The sequence below is a fragment of the Gallibacterium sp. ZY190522 genome, from assembly GCF_054166015.1.
This window is the reverse complement of record NZ_CM135118.1, coordinates 590701-608284: the sequence shown is the minus strand read 5'-3', so window position 1 is coordinate 608284 and position 17584 is coordinate 590701. Positions and strand designations below refer to the sequence as shown.

The window sequence follows — 17584 nt, the reverse complement described above, 5'->3', positions numbered from 1 at the left end:
GTTAGTATTAGTGAATATTTAGAAATATGCCTACCCTACCCGCCTAGTGTGAATCATTATTGGAAGCATACAAGGCAAGGTAGGCATTATATTTCAAAAGCCGGTAGAGCCTTTAAAAGTATCGCTACTGAGATTTGCCAACAGTTCGATCCTTTTGAAGGTCCGGTAGAAATAAAAATTGAAATCTATTTCCCAGATAACCGACCTAGGGATTTAGACAACCTCCCGAAAGGTATATTTGACAGCCTTGTCGGTGCAGGATTAATTAAAGACGACAATCGAAAAATCATTAGGAAGTACAGCATAGAGGAAAAAGGTGTGATTAAAAACGGTCGCACTATTTTGAGAATTAAAAGCCTTGATAATTAAGGATTTTTTTAATGCAAAAAATTGCTAAGCTGAATTCCGATGTCATTAGACAACGACTATTTATTGCCAGAAAACTTAATAAGATGAACCAATCAACGGCGTCTAGGGCTATGGGTTACCATAATACGGCGATGCTTTCCAAAATGGAAAGTATTTCATCAACCACTAAAATTAACTTGGAATTTCTGATCAAAGCTGCCTCAGTCTATGGGGTTTCGCTTGATTACCTTGTAGGTGCAAGCGATTATCCAGATCGAGAGCCTCAGACGGTGGAACATATGGCGTATTTCACTTCGATTAAAGCCTTTATGGAAAAGGAAATTGAAAAATTTACGCTTGCTATTTTGGAAAACGTTCCAAAACAAAATTCTATCGCCTATCTCACTGCATTGATAAATGAGGCAGTAGAAGCGGTTGCTCAGTTTGAAAAAGTAAGAAAAATCAACCCACAATTTGATGAAGAATTAAAAGGCGGTGCAACACTGGTTAAAGCTATTAAGAAATTAAGTAGCACCATTAAAAAATCAGAATTTTTCATCAATAAATCACCATACGATCACACCGTCATTAATGATGTAGCGGCAGTCTTATCTGAACTTGAATTTAATCAGATGGAGTTTAACTATGACTGCACAGACCGAAAAAACACCAGAAAAAAATACCAGCAAGAGAACAAAGCAAGCTAAGCCTAGGGAAAGTGTGAAGAAAGCAAAAAACGCCGGCAAATTGCTTGTTCCTAATACCATTGAAGATATTCCTGAAAGCTATAAAAAATATAAATACGGCATTGGGAAAGTGGTTGATTTACAGCAAGTGTTAGATGCTTTTAATGAGGTTATCGAAAAATACCTTAAAGGCGAGTATAAAACGTTCAATTTAATCAAAACATCAAACACTTCCGCTAAAGTACTAGGTGGCGAATATCCTACGCTTGGCGATGTCTTGATTGGAAAGATTAGCAAAGCCTATTTCTTTGAAGTAATTAATAAAAAAGACAATGACAATCCTTTAATCGAACAGTTAAAAGCAGCCTACGAGACTTTTAAAGAGGTGCAATGTTCCTTGTTGCTGAAAGGTGGTGTTTCCGGAACGTATAACACCAGTATTACCGCTTTATTGCTTGGTGCGCATTTCAATATTCGAAATGTGGAGAAAGTGGAAGTGGAAAGCAATAACACCACAACGATTAAACAAGTAGATGTGATTGTTAAATTGGATGAAATCTACAAAAACGAAGGAGAACGGTTAAGAAAACAGAAACAAGAAATGCTTGAAAGGCGAGCAGCAATAGAAGCATTAGAAGAAGACGAAGATGAGGAAGAATAATGAGTAAAGATGATGTCGCTTTACTGAAAGATAGCCGCTATATTGATTTTGTAAAGCGTTATTGTTTTGATCTTCCTCGTTTTGCTAAAGAAGTGTGCGGATTGGATTTAACTTGGCAACAGGTCGAAGTTTGCGAAAATGTCCAGATTCCCGGCAGTAGGACGACCATATCATCAGGCCACGGTTGTTTTGGTGCAGGAACTAAGATTATGTTATCAGATGGAAATATTCGCAACGTTGAAGATATTGTTGTTGGCGATAAATTAATGGGTGATGATGGCACGATCCGTAATGTTCTTGAGCTTTATAGAGGGAAGGAAAAACTGTATCGTTTTAATTATTCAGATGGCAGCTCACACGTTTTCAATGAAAGCCATATCTTATGCCTTGTTGCTACGAACTCAAAAGGTAAGAGAAAAACAGGCGATAAAATTACTGTAACTGTACGTGAGTGGCTAACTTGGGGTGAAGATAAAAAACGTTGCCATTGTATTTATCGTTCGCCAATAAAAAAATTTCATAACAAGAATAAAGAACAAGAACTAACTATTGATCCTTATATTCTAGGAGTATGGTTAGGTGATGGTAATTCTCGTGGCTCAAAAATTTATACTGAAGATAATGAAATTAAACAGTCACTAGTGAAGTTTTGCAATGAAAATAATTATACATTAAAAAATATTGGCAAAAGTGGAAATGCTGAGGATTTATATATTGGTCTAAGTAAATTTATAAAGCGTAAAGATAGCTTTAATTCAAAGCTAAGAGCGTTGAATTTGCTAAACAATAAACATATTCCAACACATTATCTCTATTCTGATTTAGAAAGTCGAAAACAGATATTAGCAGGATTAATTGATACTGATGGCAGTTTAAGTAAGCATAGTTTTGATTTTGTACAAAAAAATAAATTATTAGCGGAACAAGTCCTATTTCTTGCTCGATCAATTGGTTGCCACGCTACAATCAAAGAGACTGAAAAGAAATGTTATAATAATGGGAAAATTGGAACTTATTACAGAGTAACTATTGGGCGAAATATTGACCTTATTCCAACAAGAGTTAAACGAAAACAGGCATTTAACTTACCAAAGCAACGAACCAATTTACATTTTTCTATAAAATCCGTTGAGCCTCTTGGGATCGGGAATTACTACGGTTTTGAACTTGATGGAAATCATAAATTTTTAGGTGGAGACTTCAGCGTTCTTCATAACACAGGAAAAACAGCGAGCTTTGGTGTGATCGCTTTATGGCATTTAGTTTGTTTTTACGGCTCAGTTACCGCCATTATTGCACCGAATATTAATCAGGTGCGGAAACAGGTTTTTAAAGAGATTTCGACCAGTTTACGGCGGATGAAAAGCGGACATTTTAAATGGGTAGCGGATAACGTGGAACTTCTCGGGCAAGAGTGTTATATCAAAGGCGCACAAGCGTACTGGCACGTTTTGGCTAAAACCGCACCGAAAGGAGAACCGGAAAACTTAGCCGGTTTGCACGCCGACCATTTATTAATTATTGTTGATGAGGCTTCGGGTGTGGAAGATACGCATTTTGGCGTATTAACAGGGGCTTTAACACATAGAGATAACAGAATGATGCTAGCCTCACAGCCAACAAGAAATGTAGGCTTTTTCTATGACACTCACCACGCTTTATCATTGGAATTTGGCGGAAGCTGGACAACTTTTAGGTTAAATTCTGAAGAAAGTCCGATTGTTTCAGAGGAATTTATCCTAGAGAAGAAAAAACAATACTCACCGGAACAATATGCGATAAAAGTACGTGGTGAATTTCCGAATAAAAGTGATGGTTTTTTACTGGGCCGCAGTGAAATTGATGCTGTTATGGGCTTTAATCCGATACAAGAAAATGAAGAGTGGGGCTACATTTTAGCGATCGACGTTGGCGGTGGCGATTTTAGGGATGACAGCGTATTAACAGTGGCAAGAGTCACCGGCTTTGGGATGTTTGGCGATGGAGCAAGGAAGGTTTATATTGATGAAATACCGATTTTAAGTGACAGGATGGACACTGTACGCTTTGCACGTGCGGCATACAATAAAATTACAAGCTATGATAACGCCACTACTGCGGTGGACTTTGGCGGTATGGGCGGTGCATTTATTCATAATTTAAATGACTTAGGGACACCTAACCTTGTTAAAGTGAAATGGGGCAATCCTTGTTTCAGAAAAGAATATCGAGATATGTTTTTTAATTTACGTGCGCAAGCGATTGTTTCAATGGCTAGAGCAATTCAGGAAAAGCGGTTTGGCATTAGCAAAAAAGTAGCCGACAGATACGGTAGCAGGATCATCACTGAATTGACTCGCATACCTTACGGTTATGACAATAAAGCACGTTATCAGATTATGCCTAAAGAAGATATGAGATCGAAAGGCATACCCTCACCGGATATAGCGGATAGTTTCGCTTTTTTATTTATGGAGGGGGTTGATTACATTGTTTGTGAAAGAAAAGATAAAGAAATGGAAATTACAGGAATAATGAAAAATCAACTTGAAAAAGCCTTTGACGGAATTGACGGCTTTTTTGATAAATAAAAATTTATGTTACGTTGTTATTTTTTTAATATAAAATATTGCCTAAATAATAACTTATATGTAAAATGTAACACGAAAGCTGCTGCTTTCTTAATGATGGTTGATTGTGGTTAAATAAAAAAATCCTACCGGTTTTTAGTTTTCTCGGTAGGATTTTTTTTAATTAAAATCCGCCTTGCTCTTCTTCTGATTTATTCTGTAACATTGCTTTCGCATAAGCCTGAGCGTCTTCATTGTCTAGCATCATTTCTTTAGTCATAAACAAGATGAGTTCTTTCTCACCTAGTCCTAGGTCTTTAATCTGTGATAGCGTTTGCGTAACCAGACTTGAAGCGTTGATAGCGTCTAATCTTGTGCGTTGTTTTTCCGCTTCAAAAGCACTGATTGAGCCATAGAAGTTTATGTCATATGGGCGTTTGCCAGGTTCAAATTTCTTTCCGTATTTAAACAGCATATGATTATCAATAATAGAGTGATAAAAACGGTCTAGGGCTACCCTGATCATTCTTGAGCCTTCCGCCATTTGAGCTGACGTGCGGAAAAATCCACCATCACCTAAACCACCTGAAAGCTGATCAGCGAAACCTAACATTGATAGATCAACGCCTAGTGCGCCAGCTAATAACCTTGCGTGTAGCATAATATCTTCAATATTTATTGTGTTCGCACGTTTTGAATTAATACCCTCGTTATTAGTAATAATCTGCTTTTCATTGGTCGTAAATAAAACGTGGCGCATTCTGCTCAATATCGGTGTTCCATTAATTGCTTGATCCGCCATTTGTTTACTTTTCGTGAGCATTTTAATAATGGAATCTTTTAATCTTCCTTGCTGTTCCGGACTTCCACCGCTTAAATTAACCGATAAAATAGACTCATCAATGGAATCAACCCACCGCTGACCAACGATTGCCGCTAATGATGTATATAAATCATTAAATGGTTTTTCTGCAGGATAAAGGAATGATCCACCGACAAGCGAAGGTAAAAAAGGCAAGTCTTCCACGACGTCTATTTCTAAATTTGATTGCGCCATTTTATATAAAACGGAATCTTGAGGAATTAATTGCACTCTTGGCATTTTTAATCTAGCTATCTGTAATGCATTTAGCCTGAATGGATGTTTATTATCGCTATTAATTAAAAAGCCTTTTGTAATGCCAGCTTGTTCATAAGGTAAAACCAGCGCAGGATGAAGTAATTCATCATAGTAGCAAGCAACTAAGCCTTTCTTCTCTTCAAAATAGGTTCTTACGTAGCTATCACCGAAAGCGATCGCATTATAAGTGATAGAAAAAGCAATATTATTAAATATATCCAGTAAATCAGAACGCAATTCATCAATTAATTTTTTATCGCTATCTGTGGCAAAAGAAGTTTCTTCTAAAAAGATTAAATCACCTTTTGATTCGTGGCCACCCAATGCCGCAATAGTATGAATTTTTAACGCAGAACTAATAATAGGATCACGCTCCATTGTTTGCCACTGCTTAAAAATGTTGGTTCTTGTTCTTATTTCATTAACTAAAATTGATGAGGATGACGAAAGAGAAATAGAAGAATAATCTAAGTCATTCAATAACATAGAAGAGTTAACACCTAAAACCTCTTGATTACTTTTCTTCTTTTTCGCACCCTCGTAACGGTTAGTTTCATCATCAGAAAAGAAAATGCTTTTAAATGATGGCAGTTTCACAAATTTAATCCTCTTTTGAATAACAAATAAGAGAAATTATCCAATTATCACAAGGCAATGTATTTTTATTTTTCCAATGTATTTTGATTTTTTCCACTGGAAAAACAAACAGAACACTTCTCTTCTATTTTTTACAATAATCGGATAAATAACAAAAAAGGATTAAATATTATGGGTTTATTTGAACAAATAGCCGGAATTGCCGTTAATACTGGTGCAGGCATTTTATCGACTAAAATGAGCACGGATAAATTACCGCTATTAAACAAGGGAGTAAGTATTGCTCAAGCCTTTATGAAAAAAGGCGATATTACTGACGCACTAGATTCCGCCGTAAACAGTGGGTTGATCAATGATTTAGTTAAACGGTCATCACCTTATCATAAATTAATGGGCGATTATTTAAACAGCCAACTTCACGCCAAATTGCCAATTAAAGAGGTTGAGCGTATTACCGCATTGGCTTTTGCCATCGAACACGCTAGAAAGAATTTATTTTTAGTTAATATTTCGCCTTATCCGGTTTCCGTAAACAGCTTATTAGGTAATTTATCTGGTGCTATCGGAGGCGTGGTCGGTAATAAAATTAGTGGAATGCTTGGCGGTTCTCGCATAGCGAACATTGCCGGCAAAGCTACCTCGCAATTAATTTCAAGCACAATTAATTCTATTCCTATTATTGGTTCTGAGCTATCCGGCGCAAATGGTGGTGGCATAACCTCTATGATTAATATGCTAGCCACTGATTTAACTTATTCATTAATCACACTAGAGGGGGAACAGTATAATATTGGTTCTTCAGTGGTTGATGCGCCAAAATCAGGGCAACCGGTGGATGTAACTATCACAACAATGGATGATGAGTATGGCACAATTAAGCGTTGTTTTGAGAAATGGGCAACTAATACCGTTCGTACAGACGGCACAGTAGGCGTAATGGCGGAACGTTTATTGATGATTCGCATTCTTCACGCTTTCGTTGGTGATAGCACCAATCTTGGCGGTTATGATAAAACAATTATCGCCAGACCGGTAGGCGTTGAATATGATTTATCCAGACGTGAGCAAGCAATGGAAGAATTTACAATGCGGTTTATTCAAACAGATACGTTTATTTGATAAGAAAAACCCACAATTTTTTTGTTGTGGGTTTTAAATTAATTACAAATAATCTTCTCTTTTGCGAAGTTAACAAAAGTTTCTTTATTACCATTTAATATATTTTGACATCCTCCCCGCCCTAAAGGACTGGGATTCCTGCCAGCTCCCACGCCTTGCGTGGGCTACTCTCGGTGGGTTCTTGCTGCTGACCGCTAATGCGGTTCACTTCACAAGCGCTACGGGTATGCCCTACCCTGAACAGTGTATCGTCATTGAGAAAGCCTGAGCGTATCCCTGTTAATACACTTTTTCAGTCTAACATATGACTGCTGTACGGTCTATGCCTTATATCTCCGCCCTGAAGGGCAGAGTTTTACGGCACGAATCTGATAAATTTAAATAAGGTTTTTAATTTTAAATAGGAAAAATGGAAATAATGACGTTTTCTCTCGTTTTATTATTTAGTTTATTTCTTCAACAATATAGGTATTTAAAAATGAATAGAGTTTTTTGGACAGAACAACAACAGCCGATGAACACCAGTTTTACGGCAATTTTCGATTCTCTCCGTAATGAGGATATGCAAACCGGTTTACTTTATGAGCCTTGCGCCATTGCAGATATTCTTGATGAGGCGGAACAAATTACCCTACTTGATGCGATTGTCGCACCATTTGCCAAACTTGAGATGAAAATGCGACAACTAAATATGGCGTTAAATCGAGCAAGCGGCGAAATTAAAATTGCAGGTATGCAAATCACCGATCCTTTTATGCGTCTTGGCACTGCTAACGTTGCCGTTCTGTTTGAATTGTCAGACGGACAGACTATTTCTATCTTCTTCCATAATCCTGACACTACACCGAAGAAAATCGCACCACAGGATGATGTTATCTCTTATAAATGGGTATTAAACAAAAAAGACGTAACGATTTTAGTCGCACCTGAACGTGGAGCAGATATTAATATTCGTGAAGTGGCAATGCGTGTAATGAAATTAGCTGAAAAAAATTCGGCGGCGTTTGCTAAACAAAATGCAAAACGTGCGGAAAAAGTGAAACGCATTGAGGAAATGGAACAACGTATAGCGGAAAAAGAAAAAACGTTAGAAAAACTTTATAAAGAAATTGACCTGTTAGAGGCTACACAATCAATGAAAGAAACGGATGAGGCGATTGACGCACAAGAAATGTTAAAAGCCTTAGAGACGCATAAAGCCTTTTTCTCAAAAAGCCAATATAAAACCATTCAAGATGCGTTAAAAGGCGAAGAGTCTACCGGTATGGTGGACACGCTGAAGCCGTTATTTAAGCGTATTGATACAATGCCTAAGAGTTATGAAACAGACGGACAAGGATATGGCGCAATCGCACAACTTCACTATTTCGTTAGCAACGGTGATTTTTACATCACTGAAAAAGATATGAGCGGTGCAGGCACACGGCAAGCCTTTGGTATGACAGTGATGAACGGCGATCCGGAATTAGGTTATATCAGTATCGATGAAATCACCGGTGCAAATGCCGAACTTGATCTTTATTGGATGCCGAAAACCCTAGAAGCGATTAAAAAGGCTGATGAACCAGAAGAAAATAAATCTGATGAAAAAACGTCCGAACCTCTTTCAGTACCAAATATCGTGATGGACATTGTTTCACCGTTTTTGAAGGAAAAGATAGGGTTTAATTTTCAATCCGGTGGCGGTGCTAATCCTTTAGGATTGCCTGATGCCGGAAATATTTTCACATTTACCGCTTCTTCAGAAAGCACTCGTCTAAGCACATTCTTAACCATTGAGAAAACCGGTGATACGTTTACTACTGAAATGTATGGGTATAAAGCCAATGGCGAAAGAGTCGGTTTAACAAGAGGCACAGATCTTCCGTTTGATGAAAAAACTATAGGTGATGTAGCAAGAGCCTTTGCAGCCAATACGCTTAAATTTGTTAAGAGTGAACAAGATAATTCAGAAACAGTAGATGTACCTAATGATTACCGCATTACCTTTCAAGGTGGCGTTTCTTTGAATGCTGGCGCAATACGCCAAGCCATTGAGAACAGTACTTACGGCGGTGCAGAGGGCGACCGTGAGCGAATTAATGAAGACTTGAAAAAAGTTCGTACCGGAGAAATCAACGCAGAGTTCATTCAGTCAGAATATGGTCATCATTACATTAGTTCCGCCATCCGAGTGGTTAGCACATTAATGAAAGCCAAAGAATCGGGCGATGCCCCAACGTACCTTTACGCCAGAGCGTGGCTCAATAACGATGAAGTAAACGTTAAACAGATATGTCGTACTGCCGCTATTGAAACATTAGGCGTACCTTTGAAAGTTAGCGCACAAAATCGTTCTTGGGATGAATGGCTTGTGAAATTTTTAAATTTAAATCAAGCAGAGGTAGAACAATACGAAGCAGAGCGAGAAAAATACAGACAGCAAGAAAGCGAAGAGGCAGAAAGAAAGAAAAAAGAAGAGCTTCAACAAGAAGCAGCTATGAAAGCTGAAAAAGATGCGGAAGAAGCTCGCCTTGCAGAGGCATTGGGATTAACCCCTAATACCCTAGCCGCACGACGTGCTGTTGCGGATTTAACCAAAAACAATCCGATACGGCTTGAGCTTAAAGACGGCACACGTGTTGTCGTCAACAACCGTAAAGAGAGGGTAGAAAAAGCAATTGAAGATGGCAATACTGATTTACAGGTTCGGTATAAAGTCAGAAAAAGCGAAAACAACATCATTGGCAAAGAAAAATTTTACTGGGATTATGTTTCTGAAAAAGAATATAACCAAGCCAAAGAAAAAGGGCTGAAAGTAGCAATGGAATATTTCTTGCAGGGAGAAGATAAACTCGGTTTTGAACTGAATAAATATGAATATGACTATGCTAAGTTTTTGCTAAGTCAACAAACACAAGCTGAACAAGAGCAAGAGGATAAAACCGTGAACAGTGCAAACCAACAAGAACAGCAAGATCGTGCGTTTCTAGAAAAAACGATTGCCGGTGATTTTGATGCGTTAAGTGAGGAATTTGAGCAACAAATCACAGAAATTGCTGAACGGTATGATGGGCAAGAAAATGAAATGGAAGCTTTAGTAATGCAAGCGGTAGATGTTTTTGTCGCTAAACTCGATGAGCTTTCCGCTTAATAATTATGATTTTAAGGAGACAAAAATGAACACTTTAGAAAAACTAAAACTAAGCAAAGCATTACAACAGGCAATCATTGCACGTGATAAATCTAAAAAACCACTTGAGAAATTAAAATTTTCAAAAGAAGTTCAATCGTTAAGACAACAGCTTGGGTTGATTACAGTAATTAATTCTAAAGACAAAATTTCCTCGACAGGAACCTCTCAATCTAAAGAGGAAGAAGAAACGGTTGATGATAACTTGCCTGAGTTAATTTTACCTGAAAATCCTAACAGAGAAGAGTTGTACAATATTGCTCAAGATTATTTAAAAAATAATTTACAAGGCAAGAAGCTACTAACTGTAGACGGTAAAACAGTTCATTTTAATCGAGATCAAAGCGTTGATCACTTCTCTTTTAATGCTCAAATTGGAAAACTAGAAACAAAAGTATTAAGTAAGATAGCTGAAGTATTTACTTCTGGTGAATTCATTAAACGAGAAGAACTCTATAAAGAACGAAGAGATCGTTTTGTCGCTTTCCATATCTATCGTAAAAAAGTTGAAATTAATGAAATGAACTTACTTTTACAAGTAAAAGCAGGAGAGAAAGACAGTGGAAAACTAGAAGTAACAGGGAAATTAATCGGATATTCTCATAAATTGCTTGATAGTATCAATGAAACTGGCAACGCACCCCCAGTACTTACATCACCAAACGGCGAAAGACCTTCGGGGGGCTATGTTGCCATTACTGAAGAAAATAACACTATTTTAGATGATACTCAAGAACAAGATGATTATTTAGTGGAAATTCTAGAAATTCGTGATAAAGAAGGTAATTTAATTGATTTAGATCAACTTGATAAGGCTGCTAATACAGAAGAAAATCCGCAATCCTCGCCTAATTTAGTGAAAACAACTGCTGATTTAATGGATAAGACCGCCAATGAAGAATTATTTAACTACAATGAAGAAGGTGTAGGGTTAAGAACAAGGCAAAAACGTAATGATGCAGCTATTGCTATCGTGAAAAAACTACAAAGCGGTGAATTGAAATATAGTGATATTACCGATGATCAACGCAAAACATTATCACTTTACAGCGGTAGCGGTGGCGGTGTGGTTTCTGCTGATGGCATTAAGGGATCGGCTTACGAATATTACACACCGAAAGCAACCGCTAAAGGAATGTGGGACTTGTTGCAGTCTTACGGCTTTACCGCCGGAACAGTGCTTGATCCTTGCGCCGGAACAGGTGTGTTTAGTGCGGTCGCACCGAAAGAGGCTTTGATTCAATCGGTAGAACTGGATGCGGTAAGTGGCACAATTAATAAAGCGTTATTTGAAGGTGATAATAAAACGGTTTCTATTCAACCGTTTGAAGAATATGCCAAAGCAACAGAAGATGAAAGTGTTGATGCTGTAATTGCTAATGTTCCATTCGGCGATAATAGAGGTTCGTATAAATTCTTGGATGAACGCTATCAGGATGAAAGCCTAGACGGTTACTTTATCTTGCGTTCACTTGATAAATTAAAACCGGGCCGTGTTGCCGTCTTTATGTCATCAAGTTCGGTTATTTCCAATAAAAGCAAGGAGAATTTGCGGAAACGTATTGCCTTGAAAGCGGAATTTATCGGGGCTTATCGTATGCCAAACAAGCTATTTACTACTGCAGGTGCTGATGTTGTTACCGATGTAATGGTGTTAAGAAAACATACGAAAGCCAATAAACAGATTATTGATGATGTTTATAAAGAAAATCCGGCACTTTTAACAGAAGCCAATGTGTTTAGAGATACCTTTATTAACGGTCGGTATTTCGAAACCGAAGGGAAACGCTATATTTTAGGGAAAACAACTCAAGTTAAAAGCCGTTATGGCGAACAAGTATTAAAAGTGGTTAACGATGATAGTATTGCCAATATCTCTAGAATGATGACTCGCTTTGGCGATGATTCTGCTATTAAATGGGACTTGCTTGATGCTGTTCCACCATCAGAAGAACAGTATCAAGAAGGCGATATGATTTATTTTGGCGGTGAGCAAAAAGTCTTTAAAAATGGCGCATTTGTTCCGGTTGAAAATACTGGAAATGCTGGAAATGTGGGTAATTCAGAAGTTATTGATATTAATGAAAAAGCAAAAGCCTTTGACGATACGGCTTTAAATGTATTTGAACACAATGAACGTGGGTTGGCAGAACTTTATGAATTGCTTGCACAAGCTAGACAGCGAAATCTTATCTTAAATACCGTTTTCAGAGATTGGGTAATTAATCTGCTTGATTTTAAAGCAGAAAAGAATAAGCGGTTAGTCACCATCATTCACGCATTTATGGATGCCAGAGAGGAAAAAACGCTTGATTCTAAATTAAATCTTGCTGAGAAATACCCTAACTTAAGTGAGGCAATCAAAGCTATTGTGCTTAAAGGACCGAAAAAAGCTCCGGGCGGTTGTACTGCTGAACAAAGTAACGCATTTAAGGCTATTTTAAATCTTGTCTACGACAAAAAAGCAAAAGCCTTTACTGAATATTGGCGGGGTGAATTCGCTGAAATGGAAGAAAAAGCCTTAACGCCTAGACAGATTTATGAACAAGAGCTTTATAAAAACGGACACACAGCTGATCAAGGTATTGAATTAAATCGATTTAAAGCACTTTTCCCTGATGTTGATTTAGATAATTCAGATGATTGGGTTTATAGCTTAGACGGTAAAAAAATCATTTCTATCAATGATCACTTTGTCGGCAATGTAGGGAAATTAAAAGATAAATATCGTGAGGCAATCGCTAAAGCGGATGACGCATTGAAAGAAAAATTGATCAATCAAATGCAGCTAATGAATGAGCGTGTAGCGAAGGTAGATTTGAATAAAATTAATTTATCTTTAACCACCAGCTTTATCGATCCTCAAGATAAAATCAATTTCTTAAATACCTATGTAGCAAGGAATAGCGGTACTTTCTCTTTGGAAGAGAAAGACGATGGCGGATTTAAATACGTCTTTAAAGAGGCAAGTTCGAGGGACAAATCTAATCGTAATGCCATTTTGCGAAGAATCGCTTTTTACTTAAATAATAATGGTTCTGTAAGCTCAGGCGTGAAAATTAAAGAAGAAAAAGACATTAAGCGACAAGAGGAAATTTTAGCCGGATTAAAACGTGAGATTGATGCCATTAATGCACAATTCGACAGTGCGGTGAAACGTAATAAACGCTTGTTAGGAAAACTTGATGATTTATTGAATAATGATGACGTGCTTCAATTCGATCAAGTTGAGGATGACACCGATATTCATATTGAAGGCATTAATAGCAACTTCTCTCCTCGACCACATCAATCGGCATTTGTGCGACAACAAGCACGGCAAATGGGCGGTATTTGCGGATTTGATGTAGGACTTGGAAAAACCTACACCGCATTAATGGTGGCTCAACATTTACAATCAATTAATGTTAAGAAAAAAACGCTGTTTGTTGTCCCAAATACGACACTTACCAACTGGCGAAAAGAGGCTAAAAGCATTTACAGCGAAGAGGTGTTTAATCGTTGTTTATTCGTTGGTGTAAGAGAGAAAAACGGCAGTCTTTCTATTGCAGGCACAAAAGAAGTGACAGCGGATATTGCTTCAATCTATGAAAATAAACACGATAAGATTTTTATGACTTCCACCAACTTTATTGCAATAATGTTGAAAAAAGTCACTATTGAAGATTATCTTGATTATGTTGATATGGCTAATGGCAGCGGAAAAAGCTTAGGACACAAGGATTTACAGAAGAAAGAACAGAAACTTGGTGAATTAGGTAAGTTGATCAGTTCTCAAATGAAAGCCACATTTGTGGAACTAGAAGGAATGGGTATTGATAGCCTTGTGATTGATGAGGCTCACATTTATAAAAATGCGGTTGGGGCGACCTTTGGCGGTGCGAAATTCCTATCTGTTCTAGGTAAACCTTCTGCAGGTGCGGCTAATGCTTTGGCTAAGACGTGGTATATCCGCAAAGGCAATGTTAAGAATGATGGTGTTTTATGTTTAACCGCAACGCCTATCACGAATAGCCCTCAAGAAATTTATTCGATGCTTTCATTAGCGAACGGAGAAGATTACGTCAATAAAATGGTCGGGGTAAGCGGTGTAAATAATTTCCTCGAAACATTCTGCAATATCGACAACACTCAACAACGTACAGTCGATGATCGCTTAGATGTATTTAAAACCTTTACCGGCTTTAAAAACAGCGATATTCTCCGCCGTCTATTTAACAGCGTAACCACAATGAAAAACGCTGAAGATATTAAAGAGGGTTCTACTTATATTCCAGAAGGCATTGAGGTAGTTTCTAATGTGGCTATCGGTGAAGAACAACAAAACTTGCTTGATGAATATCGGAAAATTTATCGATTAGCAAGGCTACAATTAAAAGAATCAACAAAAGGTTTAATGACAGAAGAACAAGTCAAAGAATTGGATGCTGCGGTAGCTACACAAGGGGTTAATATTGAGTTATTAGCACACCCATTCAATTTTGTGAATAAACTTTCTCAATCCTTGCTTGATCCGAATATCGCAGAGCAAAAGACCGTTTATTATGTTAAGGAAGATAAAGATTTAGATGCAGCTAAAAAAGCGGTTGAGGCATTCAATAAATTAGAAAAAAGTGGCGAACGGACTAACAAGATCGGGTTGGATGAAAGCGATATTCTTGATGTAACTTTTGTTGATGTTGGCGGTGAAAGTAACTTGAAAAAAGCCATTTATAAATATCGGGTTAAAGCCGATATTGAAGGGAATAAAATCACGTTAAATTGCACCGATCAGAAATTGCAAAATATCTTATTGAAAATGTTAGAAAAAATTCCGCTAAAAGTGGATATTTCCGCTAAAATGGCGGCACTTGTGGATAATGTCAGAAGTGAGCTAGCTCACCCTAAAGCGAATGGTGGATTATGTAAGCAAATTATCTTCTCCGATATTTTAGCCTCGCATAATGCGATTAAAATTTTATTGACTGACGAATGTGGCATACCTGCAGATAAAATTAAAATCATTAATGCGGAAGTTGTACCTGATCAAGGTGAAATGCAAGATATTCAGGATGGTTTTAACGCTGAAGCAGAAGATAACCGCTATAGTATCATTATTGCTAATAAAAAGGCTGAAGTGGGTATCAATCTTCAGAAAGGCACTCAAGCAATCCACCACTTAACTGTTGGATGGACACCGGACAGCTTACAACAACGCAATGGTCGTGGCGTAAGACAAGGTAACTATGTTGATGAGGTTAAAATCTATCAATACGATGTAAACGGCACGTTTGATAAATATAAACGTAAAATCGTGAACAGTAAGAGTGACTGGATTAGTGAGCTTGTCCGTGGCGAAAATTCTGTGGTGAATATTGAGGGTGGTTTATCTAATGAAGATATGGAAATTCTGGCTTCCATTTCAAACGAAGAAGAATTGCAACAAGCCATTGACAGTATTGAGAAACGCCAGAAAGATAATTTTATCAAAGCAAAACAGACTGAATTACGCAGTATGGCAGACGTGATGCGCACATTAAGACAGGATGAGGAGGCATTTAAAGATGTTTCTTCCTATAGGAATCGCTCTTATAGAGATTTGTATAGCTTACAAGTATCTATTAATAAAAATTACATTAATATCATTAATGAGTTAGAAAATAAAATTAAGGATAATGAGATCGAGGGGAAATCAACAACAACCCTTAATAAACGATTGGATAAATTAAAAGGCAATGATGCCGGTCGGTATTTCAATGAAATTCAATCACTTTTCAGATTTGGTGAAATTTCAGAGCTGGTTAATGGTTACGAAGATGAGTTTGACGCAGTTAAAAAATTCTGTGATTTAAATCTTTCAAATAAATTAGATGAATTTGACGAAAAAATTCAACATTTTTATGAGGAAGATTTGGCGTTGCTTAATAATAATATTCAAGGCATTACAGATAAAATTGAAGGCTTATCTAATACCGTTAGTCTTGATGAGGAATTAAAACAACGTTTAATCAATATTACTCATAAAGATAAAGTTTATAATGGATGGATACCGAAAAGAAAAGATATTGTTAAGATTAAAATTAATGGAAATCTTTATTATGGTTCGATTGAAATCGAACCTATAGGTGGAAATGTGACGATTGCCTCTTTGGAAAAACAAGAAGATATTAATATAGCGCAGGTATTTATTAATCCAGAGGCTGAAAATTATTACTTAAGAAGTCAGTTCAATCTTGATAATCTTTCAGGCGATATTGAAATTAATTATTTCGGACAAGCAGCAGATGATAAATGTGCTTTCCTTTTCAAGAAAATCGCTGAAGTTGAGCTTGAACGCATTCAAGAGGGCAATGAGCCTTTATATAGTAATGAAGGCAGATTTACTTTCGCCGATCAGGTTAAGCCATATCTTGTAGATCATAGAAAAATGATTAAGGTAAGCGGCTTTGCAAGTTATGATGATAATAACTATATGTTCTTTTCTCCGGATATTAAAGAATTGGTAGATGAAGAAGTTTATAAATTGATTCAATTGCCGAAAATGCAGGAGCATTTCAAAAAAGGCGAAGAACATTATGATTTAAAACGCAATCAAGAGACAGGCGAATATGACGCACCTTTATCGTTTAATTTCTCGCAGTTACAATCTGCTTTTTTGCCAAATCAATTTTTATCAAATTTTAGCCGAATTTTGTTAAAAACATTGAAAATTATTAATGGTGATATGGTGGATTATCTTAAATATCTGGCAATTAAAAACGATAATATAGCAAGAAGTATTTTAAATGGCTCATTCTGGGGGCTTATTGATCTAGTTAATTATCAAGATTTTATTGATAATTTACCGGAAGACATTGCGAAAGAAGAGAACGCTAAAGAAAAAATCTATGATTTACTTGTTAAATATTGGGTTAAACAAAAGGTTGTTGATTCAGAAAGCAATGGTAAAGCTGTTATTGATATTGGGTTAAATCTAGGAGGGTTAGATGATAACGGTTTCTTATCAATTCTCCCTAATATCACTAAGTTTATTGAGAAAGAAACTTATGAAGGACCGGCTTTTGTGGCAATGCTTGGACGTGACACTTATGACTTCTCTACGAGAACAAAACTCCGTGATAGGGCGAAATCTTTCGCAAAATCAGAAGGAGCTAAAGAAGGCGTTATTGGTTTCTTGTACGATCGCACTGGTGGGAAGCCGTGGGATGGTGAGTTTTTTGCCACTGTTCCAAATTTAGCAGACGTGTTTACTAAATACGGTAAATGCTGGGTAATGCGAGGCGATTTCTGGCAGTATCTTCAAGAAAACTCAAGCATTCACGCATTTGACGTTTATGGCGAAAACTTGTAGGA

At 37.1% G+C, this 17584-nt stretch carries 8 protein-coding genes; 7 read left to right on the top strand and 1 reads right to left on the bottom strand.

Features of this window, described 5'->3' with window-relative positions; translation table 11 throughout:
* The first annotated feature begins 6 nt into the window (after positions 1-6).
* From ACXPAV_RS02830 to ACXPAV_RS02815, 4 genes are read left to right on the top strand one after another with little or no spacing between them, the layout of a single operon-like run.
* Positions 7-369: a RusA family crossover junction endodeoxyribonuclease gene (locus ACXPAV_RS02830; RefSeq protein WP_458004382.1), complete on the top strand. Its 363-nt coding sequence runs from the start codon at positions 7-9 to the stop codon at positions 367-369.
* 11 nt (positions 370-380) lie between these two features.
* Positions 381-1055: a helix-turn-helix domain-containing protein gene (locus tag ACXPAV_RS02825; RefSeq protein ID WP_458003971.1), complete on the top strand. Its 675-nt coding sequence runs from the start codon at positions 381-383 to the stop codon at positions 1053-1055.
* Positions 994-1695 carry a hypothetical protein gene (locus ACXPAV_RS02820; protein WP_458003970.1) on the top strand — a complete coding sequence of 234 codons (702 nt, stop codon included), beginning with the start codon at positions 994-996 and terminating at the stop codon, positions 1693-1695. Before ACXPAV_RS02825 ends, ACXPAV_RS02820 begins: the two co-directional genes overlap by 62 nt.
* On the top strand, positions 1695-4265 hold the full coding sequence (locus ACXPAV_RS02815; protein ID WP_458003969.1) for a Hint domain-containing homing endonuclease: 2571 nt from the start codon (positions 1695-1697) through the stop codon (positions 4263-4265). The genes ACXPAV_RS02820 and ACXPAV_RS02815 overlap by 1 nt, the downstream gene beginning before the upstream one ends.
* A gap of 163 nt (positions 4266-4428) precedes the next feature.
* Here ACXPAV_RS02815 and ACXPAV_RS02810 read toward each other — a convergent pair whose 3' ends face one another.
* Positions 4429-5961 carry a hypothetical protein gene (locus tag ACXPAV_RS02810; protein WP_458003968.1) on the bottom strand — a complete coding sequence of 511 codons (1533 nt, stop codon included), beginning with the start codon at positions 5959-5961 and terminating at the stop codon, positions 4429-4431.
* A gap of 171 nt (positions 5962-6132) precedes the next feature.
* Between ACXPAV_RS02810 and ACXPAV_RS02805 the strand changes: the two genes are divergently transcribed.
* From ACXPAV_RS02805 to ACXPAV_RS02795, 3 genes are all read left to right on the top strand, one after another.
* A complete protein-coding gene (locus ACXPAV_RS02805; RefSeq protein ID WP_458003967.1) occupies positions 6133-7080 on the top strand; it encodes a hypothetical protein in 948 nt (315 codons plus the stop codon).
* Positions 7081-7558: 478 nt separating this feature from the next.
* A complete protein-coding gene (locus ACXPAV_RS02800) occupies positions 7559-10213 on the top strand; it encodes a defense against restriction DarA-related protein (protein WP_458003966.1) in 2655 nt (884 codons plus the stop codon).
* 25 nt (positions 10214-10238) lie between these two features.
* Positions 10239-17582 carry an LPD3 domain-containing protein gene (locus ACXPAV_RS02795; protein ID WP_458003965.1) on the top strand — a complete coding sequence of 2448 codons (7344 nt, stop codon included), beginning with the start codon at positions 10239-10241 and terminating at the stop codon, positions 17580-17582.
* Positions 17583-17584: the final 2 nt, after the last annotated feature.

What these genes read in the sequence shown, in the direction of transcription:
- ACXPAV_RS02820 (WP_458003970.1), top strand. Translation starts at nt 994, where the DNA reads ATGACTGCACAGACCGAAAAAACACCAGAAAAAAATACCAGCAAGAGA.
- ACXPAV_RS02795 (WP_458003965.1), top strand. Translation starts at nt 10,239, where the DNA reads ATGAACACTTTAGAAAAACTAAAACTAAGCAAAGCATTACAACAGGCA.
- ACXPAV_RS02805 (WP_458003967.1), top strand. Translation starts at nt 6,133, where the DNA reads ATGGGTTTATTTGAACAAATAGCCGGAATTGCCGTTAATACTGGTGCA.
- ACXPAV_RS02825 (WP_458003971.1), top strand. Translation starts at nt 381, where the DNA reads ATGCAAAAAATTGCTAAGCTGAATTCCGATGTCATTAGACAACGACTA.
- ACXPAV_RS02815 (WP_458003969.1), top strand. Translation starts at nt 1,695, where the DNA reads ATGAGTAAAGATGATGTCGCTTTACTGAAAGATAGCCGCTATATTGAT.
- ACXPAV_RS02800 (WP_458003966.1), top strand. Translation starts at nt 7,559, where the DNA reads ATGAATAGAGTTTTTTGGACAGAACAACAACAGCCGATGAACACCAGT.